10 protein-coding genes and 1 pseudogene are annotated in these 12,277 nt (G+C 68.7%); 8 read left to right on the top strand and 3 right to left on the bottom strand.

The window, feature by feature from the left end:
* Positions 1 to 13 precede the first annotated feature (13 nt).
* Positions 14 to 658: a peptide-methionine (S)-S-oxide reductase MsrA gene (gene msrA, locus BMZ25_RS10435; RefSeq protein WP_092693221.1), complete on the bottom strand. Its 645-nt coding sequence runs from the start codon at positions 656 to 658 to the stop codon at positions 14 to 16.
* A 222-nt stretch (positions 659 to 880) separates the two neighbouring features.
* Between msrA and amaB the strand changes: the two genes are divergently transcribed.
* Complete coding sequence (amaB, locus tag BMZ25_RS10440; protein ID WP_235859838.1) at positions 881 to 2,404, top strand: L-piperidine-6-carboxylate dehydrogenase; 1,524 nt, start codon at positions 881 to 883, stop codon at positions 2,402 to 2,404.
* A 6-nt stretch (positions 2,405 to 2,410) separates the two neighbouring features.
* Here the strand turns inward: amaB and BMZ25_RS10445 are convergent, their stop codons facing one another.
* On the bottom strand, positions 2,411 to 3,406 hold the full coding sequence (locus BMZ25_RS10445; RefSeq protein ID WP_092693223.1) for an NAD(P)-dependent oxidoreductase: 996 nt from the start codon (positions 3,404 to 3,406) through the stop codon (positions 2,411 to 2,413).
* Positions 3,407 to 3,573: 167 nt separating this feature from the next.
* On the opposite strand from BMZ25_RS10445, the pseudogene BMZ25_RS10450 reads away from it, so the two are divergent.
* The 7 genes and pseudogenes from BMZ25_RS10450 to BMZ25_RS10480 all read left to right on the top strand — a co-directional run.
* Positions 3,574 to 4,830: pseudogene (locus BMZ25_RS10450) on the top strand (NAD(P)/FAD-dependent oxidoreductase); the annotation flags it as partial.
* A 10-nt stretch (positions 4,831 to 4,840) separates the two neighbouring features.
* Positions 4,841 to 5,842: a 4-hydroxyproline epimerase gene (locus BMZ25_RS10455; RefSeq protein WP_092693226.1), complete on the top strand. Its 1,002-nt coding sequence runs from the start codon at positions 4,841 to 4,843 to the stop codon at positions 5,840 to 5,842.
* A gap of 80 nt (positions 5,843 to 5,922) precedes the next feature.
* On the top strand, positions 5,923 to 6,642 hold the full coding sequence (locus BMZ25_RS10460; RefSeq protein ID WP_092693228.1) for a GntR family transcriptional regulator: 720 nt from the start codon (positions 5,923 to 5,925) through the stop codon (positions 6,640 to 6,642).
* Positions 6,643 to 6,970: 328 nt separating this feature from the next.
* Positions 6,971 to 8,032: a TRAP transporter substrate-binding protein DctP gene (dctP, locus tag BMZ25_RS10465; protein ID WP_092693229.1), complete on the top strand. Its 1,062-nt coding sequence runs from the start codon at positions 6,971 to 6,973 to the stop codon at positions 8,030 to 8,032.
* 17 nt (positions 8,033 to 8,049) lie between these two features.
* The gene (locus BMZ25_RS10470; RefSeq protein WP_092693232.1) at positions 8,050 to 8,565 is read left to right on the top strand and encodes a TRAP transporter small permease subunit; all 516 of its coding nucleotides are present in this window, start codon (positions 8,050 to 8,052) and stop codon (positions 8,563 to 8,565) included.
* A gap of 1 nt (position 8,566) precedes the next feature.
* Positions 8,567 to 9,880 carry a TRAP transporter large permease gene (locus BMZ25_RS10475; RefSeq protein WP_092693234.1) on the top strand — a complete coding sequence of 438 codons (1,314 nt, stop codon included), beginning with the start codon at positions 8,567 to 8,569 and terminating at the stop codon, positions 9,878 to 9,880.
* Positions 9,881 to 9,997: 117 nt separating this feature from the next.
* The gene (locus tag BMZ25_RS10480) at positions 9,998 to 10,957 is read left to right on the top strand and encodes a dihydrodipicolinate synthase family protein (protein ID WP_092693237.1); all 960 of its coding nucleotides are present in this window, start codon (positions 9,998 to 10,000) and stop codon (positions 10,955 to 10,957) included.
* Positions 10,958 to 11,033: 76 nt separating this feature from the next.
* Here the strand turns inward: BMZ25_RS10480 and BMZ25_RS10485 are convergent, their stop codons facing one another.
* Positions 11,034 to 12,254, bottom strand: coding sequence for an argininosuccinate synthase (locus BMZ25_RS10485; protein WP_092693239.1), 1,221 nt, complete (start codon positions 12,252 to 12,254; stop codon positions 11,034 to 11,036).
* Positions 12,255 to 12,277 lie beyond the last annotated feature (23 nt).

Genomic DNA, 12,277 nt, shown 5'->3' on the forward strand with positions numbered 1-12,277 from the left:
CGAACCCGACAGCTCAGGATCCGACAAACGGCGCGTCGTCGCCCCAAAGCTCACGCACTCTCTGGTCGCGACCGCAGCCTTCGCGATAACGCTCATAGGCGACCTTCTTGGGCACCGCGAGGCCGACGGACGACACCGCGAGCCGGTCGTCGCTCTTGTAATAGTCCTGGTGGTAGTCGCCCACGGGATAGAACTCGCCCGCGTCGCGGATCGGGGTGACGATCTCCTGGCCCAGCTCCTGTTCCGCGGCGGCCTTGGCGGCTTCGGCGGCCTGACGTTGCTGGGGATTCTGGACGAAAATCGCCGTGGTGTATTCGCGGCCGCGGTCGCAGAATTGGCCGCCGGCGTCGGTCGGGTCGATCGAGCGGAAGAACAGGTCGGCGAGCTGGCGGTAGCTGACGGTGCCGGGGTCGTAGGGGATGCGCGCGGCTTCGATGTGGTCGCCCGAGCTGCGGTATTCCGGGTTCGGCGTGGTACCGCCGGTAAAGCCCGACACGACGTCGCCGACGCCCTGGACCTTCTCGAAATCGGCTTCGACGCACCAGAAACAGCCGCCGGCGAAGACCGCCGTCTCGGTGCCCTGAGCGCTTGCGAGGCCCGGCGCGGCGAGGCCCAGGGCGAGGGTCGCGGTCAGGGCGAAGGGGGTCTTTGATGTCATGGTGGCTCCTCCTTGCGGTTCGACGGGGATGGTGTGGCGGCCCCCGGCCCGTGGCAACTGAGGCCTTCGTGAGATCACGCAAGGGTGACACCGGACGTGCACGGGGCGTGCACCGCGCGTGCACAAAGCGGCATACGATCGCGGGCCGGGTTTGCCCATCGCGCAGCGACCGGGCATCGTGCGGCCAACGACCGATCCATGCCCCATCCGAAGGTGAGCCCGATGACCGACATGCCCCGTACCTCCCCCGATCACGCCGCCGTCCTGCGCGCCGCCGGACTGTCCGAGGCACGGCTGTCGCGCGGGACATTGTCGGTCCGGTCGCCCATCGACCGCACCGAGGTGGCCCGGCTGACCGAGACGCGGCCCGACGAGATGCCCGACGTCATCGCCCGCGCCACGGCCGCCTTCCGCCACTGGCGCAGCGTCCCCGCGCCGCGCCGGGGAGAGCTGGTGCGGCTGTTGGGCGAAGAGCTGCGCGCGGCGAAGCAGGCGCTGGGCGACGTGGTCACGCTCGAGGCCGGCAAGGTCGTGTCGGAGGGGCTGGGCGAGGTGCAGGAAATGATCGACATCTGCGACTTCGCGCTGGGCCAGTCGCGGCAGCTCTACGGGCTGACCATCGCGTCCGAGCGTCCCGGCCACCGGATGAGCGAGACCTGGCATCCGATGGGCCCCTGCGGCGTCATCACGGCGTTCAACTTTCCCGTCGCCCCGTGGGCCTGGAACGCCGCGCTGGCGCTGGTCTGCGGCGACCCGGTGATCTGGAAGCCGAGCGAGCGGACGCCGCTGACCGCGCTGACCGTGCTGGAGATCTTCAAGCGGGCGGTCGCGCGGTTCGGAGAGGACGCGCCCGATGACCTGCTGCAGGTGGTCGTCGGCGGGGCCGAGGTGGGCGAGGCGCTGGTGACGTCGCGCGACGTGCCGATCCTGTCGGCCACCGGATCGACGGCCATGGGCCGCGCCGTCGGGCCGAAGGTGACGGAGCGGTTCGGCCGCCCGATCCTGGAGCTGGGCGGCAACAACGCGATGATCGTGGCGCCGTCGGCGGATCTGGACATGGCGGTGCGGGCCATCGTGTTCTCGGCCGTGGGCACCGCGGGGCAGCGCTGCACCTCGCTGCGCCGGCTGATCGTGCACGAGTCGATCCGCGAAGAGCTGGTCGCGCGGCTGAAACAGGCCTACGGATCGCTCCGGATCGGCGACCCGCGCGAAAAGGGCATGCTGGTCGGGCCGCTGATCGGGCCCGAGGCGCTGGAGGCGATGCGGGCCGCGCTGTCGGCGGCCGAGGGCGAGGGCGGCACCGTCCACGGGGGCGGCAGCGTGACCGAGGGCGTGCCCGACGGGGTCTATGTCGCCCCCGCGCTGGTCGAGATGCCGGACCAGACCGAGACCGTCTGCACCGAGACCTTCGCGCCGATCCTCTATGTCATGGGCTACGAGACCCTCGATCAGGCGATCGCGATGCACAACGACGTGCCGCAGGGCCTGTCCTCGTGTATCTTCACCCTGGATCTGCGCGAGGCCGAGACATTCCTGTCGGCCACCGGGTCGGATTGCGGAATCGCCAACGTGAATATCGGCCCGTCCGGCGCCGAGATCGGCGGCGCCTTCGGGGGCGAAAAGGACACGGGCGGCGGGCGCGAGAGCGGGTCGGACGCCTGGAAGGGTTACATGCGGCGGCAGACGAGCACGGTGAACTTCTCGACCGAGATGCCGCTGGCACAGGGCGTGACCTTCGACATCTGACCGGTCTCAGCCCGCGCGCAATGGAGCGAGCCGGGTGGCGCTGTCGGGATTCAGCGCGCCCTCGGGCATCCGGCCGGCCAGCAGCGCCTCGACCTGTCGGACGGTGTCGAACGCCTGGTGCGCGATGGCCGGCGGGGTGAGCCCGCCGGTGTGGGGCGTGGCGATCACGTCGTCGCGGCGGGCTAGGGCCGGGTTGGGCATCTGGTCGGGCGCGCGGCCCACGTCCATCGCCGCGCCGGCGATCCCGCCGCAGTCCAGCGCGGCGGCGAGCGCGTCCTCGTCCACCAGCTCGCCCCGCGAGAGGTTGATGAAGAACGCGTCGGACCGCATCCGCGCCAGCGCGTCGGCGTCGATGAGGTTCTCGGTCTCGGCATTGGCCACGGCGAGGCAGACGACGAAATCGGACCGCGCCATCAGAGACCCGAAATCGGTCTGTTCGATCCCGGATTCGTCGATGCGGCTGTGGGGATCGGTGACGAGGATGTGCATCCCCAGCGCGGCGGCGACGCGGGCCAGCCGCTGCCCGATCTCGCCATAGCCGATCACGCCGAGGGTCGCCCCGGCAAGCTGCACGCCCATCCGCGCCTCGGGCGCCGCGCCGCCGCGATAGGCCAGGGCGCTGCGGGTCACGCCCCGCCCGAGATCCACCATGTAGCCAAGCGCCAGTTCCGCCACCGCCGGCGCGAAGCCCGGCGTGGCATGGGTCACGAGGATGCCGGCGGCGCTGGCGGCGGTGATGTCGATGTTGCGCACGTCCACCGCGCATCTGAGGACCGCGCCGATCCCTTCGGCCTGTGCGAAGACCGGGGCCGGGCAGGCGGTCTGCCGGTCGGTGATGACGATACCGCATCCCGCCGCCGCGCCGGGCAGCGTGTCGGCGTCCAGCACGGCGCCGGTGTCGTTGATCCGTACCTCGGCGTGCTGTCGCAGGGCGTCCAGCGCCTCTTGCGGATAGTAGTTCGCCAGCATCTCGGGCGTGTGGGTCAGGAAAACGCGGGTCATGGCACTCTCGTCGTCGGGGACACGGGGCGGGATGGCCGAGCGGTAGCAGAAAGCGGGCCGGGTGCGCGAGCGGTGCGGCAAGACTTGAGGCGAAGGTCGGGGCGTGGCATGGCGAGCACGTTGTCGACAATAAAAATGCACCGGGCCGGCCGCGTTTACGCCGTCCGGCCAAAGAGAGGTCGCACATGACCGAAGAGATCGCCGTCATCGGCGCGGGCGTGGTCGGCGTGAGCATCGCGCTGGAGCTGGCGCGGCGCGGCCATGAGGTGACGCTGATCGACCGGGCGGGCGTCGCGGCCCAGGCCTCGCGCGGGAATGCCGGGGCCTTCGCCTTTTCCGACATCATTCCGCTGGCCACCCCCGGTGTCGTCACCAAGGCGCCTAAATGGCTGCTGGATCCGACCGGGCCGCTGTCCGTGCCGCCGGCCTATTTCCCGCGGCTTCTGCCCTGGCTCGTCCGGTTCTGGCGGGCCAGCTGGCGCGACCGCTATGCCGCGTCGGTGTCGGCGCAGGCGGCGCTGATGGGGCGGTCCTCGGACGCGCTGGAGCGGCTGGTGACGCGGCACGGGCTGGAGCGGGTCCTGCGGCGCGAGGGGCAGCTGAAGCTCTATGAAAGCGCCGCGGCGTACAGGGCGGACGCGCACGAACGGGCGGCGCAGGCGGCCCATGGCGTGCGGACCGTGCCGGTCGAGGGGCTGGGCGCGCTGGCCGAGATCCAGCCGGGCCTGTCGGACCGGTTCACCCACGGCACCTTTGCGCCCGACTGGCTGAACGTGACCGACCCAGCGCTCTGGACCGAGCGGCTGGCCGAACTGCTGGTGCAGGCGGGCGGGACGATCCGGACGGCCGCCGTGACGGCGCTGGAGCGGGGGCCCGCCGGCGTGACCCTGCGCACCGATGGTGCCGACATCACAGCGCGCCGGGTGGTCGTCGCGGCGGGGGCGTGGTCGCATCACCTGAGCCGCACGCTGGGCGACCGGCTGCCGCTGGAGACCGAGCGCGGCTACAACACGACCCTGCCCATGGGGGCGGCGGACGTGCGGACGCAGCTGACCTTCGCGGCGCACGGCTTCGTGGTCTCGCGCATCGGGGACCGGGTGCGCGTGGGCGGCGCGGTCGAGCTGGGCGGGCTGGACCGGCCGCCGGACATGCGCCGGGCCGAGGTGATGCTGGACAAGGCACGGGGCTTCCTTCCGACGTTGGGGTCCGAGGCGGGGGAGCAATGGATGGGCTTCCGCCCGTCGATGCCCGACAGCCTGCCGGTGATCGGACCGGCGCCGGGCGCGGCGGAGGTGATCTATGCCTTCGGGCACGGGCATCTCGGCTTGACCCAGTCGGCGGGAACGGCGGAACTGGTGGCCGACCTTGTGGACGGACGCGAGCCGGGGCTGGACCTTGCCCCCTTCCGCCCCGGCCGGTTCTGAGGGGCGCGGGATGGCACAGCACACCTTTCACTGCATCGACGGGCATACCTGCGGCAATCCCGTCCGGCTCGTCGCCGGGGGCGGGCCACGGCTGGAGGGCGCGACGATGCTGGAGCGGCGGGCGCATTTCCTGGCCGAGTTCGACTGGATCCGCACCGGCCTGATGTTCGAGCCGCGCGGTCACGACATGATGTCCGGCGCGATCCTGTATCCCCCCACGCGGGACGATTGCGACGTGGCGGTGCTGTATATCGAGACCTCCGGCTGCCTGGCGATGTGCGGCCACGGCACGATCGGAACGGTGACGATGGCGCTGGAGAACGGGCTCGTCACCCCGAGAGAGCCGGGGCGTCTGCGGCTGGAGACGCCGGCGGGGCTGGTGGTGGCCGAATACCGGCAGGAGGGCCGCTTCGTCGAGGAGGTGCGGATCACCAACGTGCCCGCGTTCCTCCATTCCGAGGGGCTGGAGGTCGAGGTGCCGGGGCTGGGGCCGCTGGTGGTCGACGTGGCCTATGGCGGCAACTTCTACGCCATCGTCGATCCGCAGCCGGGCTTTCGCGACATGGCCGACCACGGCGCGGGGGATCTCATCGCGTGGAGCCCGCAGATCCGGTCGGCGCTGAACGCGGCGCACGACTTCGTGCATCCCGAGAGCCCGCAGATCTCGGGCCTGACGCACGTGCAATGGACCGGCGCCCCGACGCAGCCCGGCGCCCATGCGCGCAACGCTGTTTTCTACGGCACGCGCGCCATCGACCGCTCGCCCTGCGGCACCGGCACCTCGGCCCGGATGGCGCAATGGGCTGCGCGGGGCCGGCTGTCGGTGGGCGACGATTTCGTGCATGAGAGTATCATCGGCAGCCTGTTCCACGGCCGCGTCGATGCCGCCACGCAGGTGGGCGACCGTGCGGCGATCGTCCCGTCGATCGGCGGCTGGGCGCGGCAGACCGGGTTCAACACGATCTTCATCGACGACCGGGACCCCTACGCGCACGGATTCTCGGTGCCGTGACGGGGATGTCCGATCCACGCGACAATGAATGGATTCCGGCTAAGCTGTAGCCTGCAAACGGATTTCTGGAGCCCCGTGCCATGGCCGACCCCAAGAGCGCCCCGAAACAGCCCAAGGCCAAGCACAAGCGGGGCCAGGGCGTCGCGACCGTATATGACACGATCAAGCGCGAGATCCTGGAACTGCGCATGGCGCCCGGCAGCCCGGTGGACGAGACCAAGCTGACGGAACGCTTCGGCATGTCCCGTACGCCGATCCGCGAGGCGCTGGTGCGGTTGGTGGGTGACGGGCTTGTCGTGACGCTGCCCAACCGCTCGACCATCGTGGCGCCCATCGACTTCTTCGAGCTGCCGCAGTTCTTCGATGCGCTGACGCTGATGTACCGCGTCACCACGCGGCTTGCGGCGACGCACCGCTCGCAGGACGAGATCGCGCGCATCCGCGAGCTGCGCGACGGCTATGCCGCGGCGGTGGCGGAAAAGGACGTGTCGCGCATGATCGAGGTCAACCGCGACTTCCATGCCGAGATCGCGCGGGCGGGCAAGAACCACTATTACACCGAGCTGTTCGAGCGGCTGCTGGACGAGGGGCGGCGGCTGCTGCGGTTCTATTATTCGTCGTTCAACGACGAACTGCCCGAGATCTACCTGGACGAACACGACCGCATGGTCGCCGCGATCGAGGCACGAGACGTGACCGACGCCGACGAGATCGCCCATGCCCACGCCGACCAGATCGTGCGGCAGATCCAGTCCTACATCTCGGCCGACCGCCGCGAGAACGCGTCGATGTCTCTTTAGGACGCATGCGCCGAGCGGGGTGATTCCGCCGCGCGCCGCGGGCCAGATGGCTGATTTCCCGCGCCTGTTCGCGCGATGCAGCAGTAATTATGGGATTGAAAACAGAGTCTTAAGAGGCAGCCGTATCGATTATCGACTCTTTGTATTTTTTAAGTCGACAACAAGTATTCCGGTCGGCTACCGTTCCCTTGCCGCTGTGTAGGGGTGCCTCCCGGTCCAGGGATTTGGCGGCGCTGCGCCTGCCACGGCACCAAAAAACCAGCCGCGAGGCGCGAAAGTGAACGGGTGCGCGTCGCGCGTTCGACCGAAAACGCAACAGGGAAACACAATGCTGAATTCCATGAAGACCATCGCGCTGACCGCGCCGATCGTGCTGGCGGGGCTGCCCGCCCTGGCACAGGACGTAACCTGGCAGGTCCCGACCTCGGTCCCCGAGGGGTCGCCCTACTATGTCAACTTCCTCGAGCGGTTCGCCGACAACGTCGACGTGCTGACCGACGGACGTGTCGAGATCGAGCCGTTCGGGGCCGGTGTGCTCGTTCCCGCGCTGCAGGTCTACGAGGGTGTGAAGGACGGTGTGGTCAAGGCCGGCCATTCCACCCCGAGCTATCTCGTGAACCAGAATCCCGAGAACGCGATCTTCGCGGGCTTCCCCGGTGGCATGGGCCCCGAGGCCTACATCACCTGGATCTACGAGGCCGGCGGCAAGGAAGCCCTGTACGAGATGCGTGCCGAAGAGGGCCTGAAGAGCCTTGTCGTCGGCATCGGCTCGTCCGAGGTCATGGCCCATTCGAACGTGCCGATCCGCAACGCCGAGGATCTGCAGGGCCTCAAGTACCGGACCTCGGGTCCCTGGGCCGAGGTGATGGGCGAGTATTTCGGCGCCGTGCCGACGGTCGTGCCGCCGGGCGAGATCTACACGCTGCTGCAGCGCAAGGGCGTGGACGCGATCGAGTGGGGCCCGCCGTCGGGCAACCTGCCCGAGGGCTTCCACGAGGCGGCCGAATACATCATCGTGCCGGGCGTCCACCAGCCGACCTTCCTGTGGGAACTGGTGATGAAGCAGGTGACCTGGGACGGGCTCGACGATGACCTGAAGCCCCTGCTCGAGAAGGCCGCCGACCTGACGACGATGCAGGCGCTGCTGCACTTCTACAGCGAGGACATCAAGGCGATGGATGTCTATCGCGAGGGCCGCAACGAGATCATCACGCTCGACCCCGAGTTCGTCACCGAACTGTCCGAGGCCGGCGTCGACTGGATCACCAAGACGGCCGCGTCCCGTGCGGAAGAAGGCGACTCCGGCATGTCGGACCTTCTGGACGAGTACATGGCGTTCAAGGACCGCTGGTCTTCCGAGAGCAGCTATCTGATCCGGAACGAAGACTGAGCCAGGGAGGGACCGGGATGAGTTCGCTGTTCCAATGGGTCGATCGGGTGTCGCGCATCCTGTCGCGCGTGGCCGAACTGGTGACGCTCATCCTGGTCGCTTCGATGATCTACGAGGTCGCGGCGCGGTACATTTTCAATGCCCCGACGCTGTGGGCCTTCGACATTTCCTACATGTGCACGGGCGTCCTGTTCGTCCTCGGCGCCGCCTACGCGCTGAAGGAGGACGCCCATGTGCGGATCGACTTTCTCGCGAACAAGATCCCGGCAAGGCCCCGTCGTCTCATCGAGGGGGTCGTCTTCTTCTGCCTCCTGACGCCGATCTTCGGCGCGCTGTCGTGGTTCGCCGTCGGCCGCGCGCTGCGGGCCTGGCGCACGTCGGAGGTCGAGATGGTCAGTCCCTGGGCGCCGCTGATGTGGCCGTTCTTTTCGCTGCTGGCGTTGGGCCTGGTGGCGCTGACGCTGCAGATCGCGGTGCAGGGCCTGCGCGCCTTCCGCGGCCGGACCCACGCCGAATTCGACCTGGAGGCCTGACATGATCGTCGCCGCCGTCATGTTCCCGGCCCTGTTCCTGTTGGTGCTGGCCGGAATACCGATTTCCTTTTCGCTCGCCGTGGTATCCGCAGGGGCCGGCCTGACCGCGTTCGGCATGCACGCGCCGGCGCAGCTTTACGGTTCGTTCTACTCGGCGGCGACGAACTTCATTCTGGCGGCCATCCCGATGTTCGTCCTGATGGGCGCGATCCTTGAGCGATCGGGCATTGCGGAACGGCTGTTCCGGGTCATGCAGCTCTGGCTCTCGCGGCTGCCCGGCGGGCTGGCCGTGGCGACGATCGCCATGGGGGCGGTGTTCGCCGCCGCGGCGGGCGTCGTGGGCGCGGTCGAGGTGATGATCGGCATGATGGCCATCCCGGCGATGCAACGCCACCGCTACCGCAACAGCCTGATCGCCGGCACGATCTGCGCCGGCGGATCGCTCGGCACGATGATCCCGCCGTCGGTGATCGCGGTGATGTACGCCTCGCTCGCGCAGATGTCGGTGGGCGAGCTGCTGGCGGGGATGATGCTGCCGGGGCTGCTGATGATCTGCATCTTCATCCTGTACCTCGTGGTGCAGGGCATGCTCTCTCCGCCGGAACAGGGCACGCTCGAGGACGAGGCGAACGATATTCCCCTGGGCGAGAAGCTGTGGCTGACCCTGACGTCGTTGCTGCCGATCTTCGGCCTGATCGTCGCGGTGCTGGGCTCTCTCCTGGCGGGGATCGCCTCGCCGACCGAGGCGGCGTCGGTGGGGGCGCTGGGCGCGCTTCTGCTCAGCATCGCCTATGGACGGTTCAGCCTGCCCATGCTGCGGGAGTCGCTTCAGATCACGGTCCGCATCTCGGCGATGATCCTGCTGATCGTCGCGACGGGGACGATGTTCATGGGCACTTTCGCCGCGAATGGCGGTTCGCGGCTGATCCGCGCCGCGGTGGAAGGCGCGGGGCTCGGCACCGGCGGAATGATCGTGTTCTTCCTGCTCGTCGTGCTTCTTCTGGGTTTCGTGCTGGACTGGACGGCGAACGTGCTGATCTGCGTGCCGCTGTTCACCCCGTTCATCCGGTCCGCCGGGGTGGACCCGGTGTGGTTCGGCACGATGGTCATCATCGTGATCCAGACCAGCTATCTGACGCCTCCGATGGCGTCGTCGATCTTCTACCTCAAGTCCATCGCGCCCCCGGACATGACCTATGGCCAGATGTGCCGCGGCGTCGTGCCGTTCATCCTTCTGCAGCTACTGACCCTGGCTGCGGTGGCGTCGTTCCCGGCGCTGGCGACCTGGCTGCCCGATCAGATCGTGGGGTTCTGAGCGCCCCGCCACCGAAGAGCCACCCGTTCCCGAGTGCGCTCCGCACGGTCGGAGTGCGCGCTGACATCATACACACCGGCGGTCCCGAACCGCCCCAGAGACCAGAGGACTGACGACATGACCGAGACGATCTTTTCCGGCTGCATCCCGGCGCTGATGACGCCCTGCACGCCCGACAGGCAGCCCGACTACGACGCGCTGGTCGAGACGGGGCGTGGGCTTGTCGCGGCGGGGATGCGGGCGGTGGTCTATTGCGGGTCGATGGGGGACTGGCCGCTGCTGACCGATGCGCAGCGCAAGGAAGGGGTCGCGCGGCTGGTGGCGGCCGGGATTCCGACGATCGTGGGGACCGGGGCGGTGAACACCGCGCAGGCGGTCGGACATGCGGCCCACGCCGCCGAGGTCGGGGCGCAGGGGTTGATGGTGATTCCGCGCGTGCTGTCGCGGGGCACGTCCAGCGCGGCGCAGAAGGCGCATTTCTCGGCGGTGCTGTCCGCCGCGCCGGACCTGCCGGCGGTGATCTACAACAGTCCCTATTACGGCTTTGCCACCCGCGCCGAGCTGTTCTTTGCGCTGCGGTCCGAGTATCCGAACCTCGTCGGGTTCAAGGAATTCGGCGGCGCCGCGGATCTGCGTTATGCGGCCGAGAACATCACCTCGCAGGACCGCGATGTGACCCTGATGGCCGGCGTCGACACCAACGTGTTCCACGGTTTCGTCAATTGCGGCGCGACCGGCGCGATCACCGGGATCGGCAACGCCCTGCCGCGCGAGGTGCTGCACCTGGTCGCCCTGTGCGAGCGCGCGGCCCAGGGCGACGTGGCAGCCCGCCGGTACGCGAAGGAGCTGGACGAGGCGCTGGCCGTCCTGTCGTCCTTCGACGAGGGGCCGGACCTGGTACTCTACTACAAGCACCTCATGGTGATGAACGGCGACAGCGCCTACACCCTGCATTTCAACAAGAGCGACGCGCTGGACGCGGCGCAGCGCAACTATCTCGAGGACCAGTACCGGTTGTTCCGGACGTGGTATGCCGAGTGGTCGGCGCGGCCCGAAGTGGCCGACGCCCTGGCCTGACCCCCTGAGACGAAAACGGCCCCGGCAGAGTGCTGCGCGGGGCCGTCGTGTCCGTGACGCGGGAGGGTGCGGCCGGTCAGCCCTTGAGCCGGCGCTTGCGCGCGGCGAGCAGCTTGAGCCGCAGGGCGTTCAGCTGGATGAAGCCCGCCGCGTCCTTCTGATCGTAGGCGCCCGCGTCGTCCTCGAAGGTGACGTGCGCCTCGGAGTAGAGGCTGTGCTCGGACCAGCGGCCCACGGTGCGCGCCTTGCCCTTGTAGAGTTTCAGGCGGACAGTGCCGGTGACGTGTTCCTGGCTGCGGTCGATCGCGGCCTGCAGCATCTCGCGCTCGGGCGAGAACCAGAAGCCGTTGTAGATCAACTCGGCGTAGCGGGGCATCAGCTCGTCCTTGAGATGCGCCGCGCCGCGGTCGAGCGTGATCTGCTCGATGCCGCGATGCGCCTCGAGCAGCAGCTCGCCGCCCGGCGTCTCGTAGATGCCGCGGGACTTCATGCCGACGAACCGCCCCTCGACCAGGTCGAGCCGGCCGCAGCCGTGCTGTCCGCCCAACTCGTTCAGGCGCGTCAGGATCTCGGCCGGCGACATCGCCTGCCCGTCGATCGACACGGCGTCACCCTTTTCGAACCCGATCTCGACGAATTGCGGCTCGTCCGGCGCATCCTCGGGGTTGGTCGTGCGCTGATAGACGTAGTCCGGCGCGTCCTGTGCCGGATCCTCCAGCACCTTGCCCTCGGACGAGGTGTGCAGAAGGTTCGCATCGACCGAGAACGGCGCCTCGCCGCGCTTGTCCTTGGCGATCGGGATCTGGTTCTTCTCGGCGAAGTCGATCAGCTTGGTCCGGCTGGTCAGGTCCCATTCGCGCCAGGGTGCGATGACCTTGATGTCGGGGTTCAGCGCATAGGCCGCCAGCTCGAACCGGACCTGGTCGTTGCCCTTGCCGGTGGCGCCGTGGGCGACCGCGTCGGCGCCCTCCTGCTCGGCGATCTCGACCAGCCGCTTCGAGATGAGCGGACGCGCGATCGACGTGCCCAGCAGGTACAGCCCCTCGTAGACCGCGTTCGCCCGGAACATCGGGAACACGAAATCGCGGACGAACTCTTCGCGCAGATCCTCGATGTGGATCGAGGCGGCGCCCATCATCTCGGCCTTCTTCCGCGCGGGCTCGAGCTCTTCGCCCTGGCCGAGATCGGCGGTGAAGGTGACGACCTCGCAGCCCATCTCGGTCTGCAGCCATTTCAGGATGATCGAGGTGTCGAGGCCTCCGGAATAGGCGAGAACGACTTTCTTCGGCGCATCCATGCGGGGTGTCTCCTGTTGTCGCG

The sequence above is a fragment of the Tranquillimonas rosea genome (genome assembly GCF_900111315.1).
In the GTDB taxonomy this organism is placed as follows: domain Bacteria; phylum Pseudomonadota; class Alphaproteobacteria; order Rhodobacterales; family Rhodobacteraceae; genus Tranquillimonas; species Tranquillimonas rosea.

Coding starts and splice junctions, on each gene's coding strand:
- BMZ25_RS10470 (WP_092693232.1), top strand. CDS start 8,050: ATGAGTTCGCTGTTCCAATGGGTCGATCGGGTGTCGCGCATCCTGTCG.
- msrA (WP_092693221.1), bottom strand. CDS start 658: ATGACATCAAAGACCCCCTTCGCCCTGACCGCGACCCTCGCCCTGGGC.
- dctP (WP_092693229.1), top strand. CDS start 6,971: ATGCTGAATTCCATGAAGACCATCGCGCTGACCGCGCCGATCGTGCTG.
- BMZ25_RS10480 (WP_092693237.1), top strand. CDS start 9,998: ATGACCGAGACGATCTTTTCCGGCTGCATCCCGGCGCTGATGACGCCC.
- BMZ25_RS10445 (WP_092693223.1), bottom strand. CDS start 3,406: ATGACCCGCGTTTTCCTGACCCACACGCCCGAGATGCTGGCGAACTAC.
- BMZ25_RS10475 (WP_092693234.1), top strand. CDS start 8,567: ATGATCGTCGCCGCCGTCATGTTCCCGGCCCTGTTCCTGTTGGTGCTG.
- BMZ25_RS10455 (WP_092693226.1), top strand. CDS start 4,841: ATGGCACAGCACACCTTTCACTGCATCGACGGGCATACCTGCGGCAAT.
- BMZ25_RS10460 (WP_092693228.1), top strand. CDS start 5,923: ATGGCCGACCCCAAGAGCGCCCCGAAACAGCCCAAGGCCAAGCACAAG.
- BMZ25_RS10485 (WP_092693239.1), bottom strand. CDS start 12,254: ATGGATGCGCCGAAGAAAGTCGTTCTCGCCTATTCCGGAGGCCTCGAC.
- amaB (WP_235859838.1), top strand. CDS start 881: ATGACCGACATGCCCCGTACCTCCCCCGATCACGCCGCCGTCCTGCGC.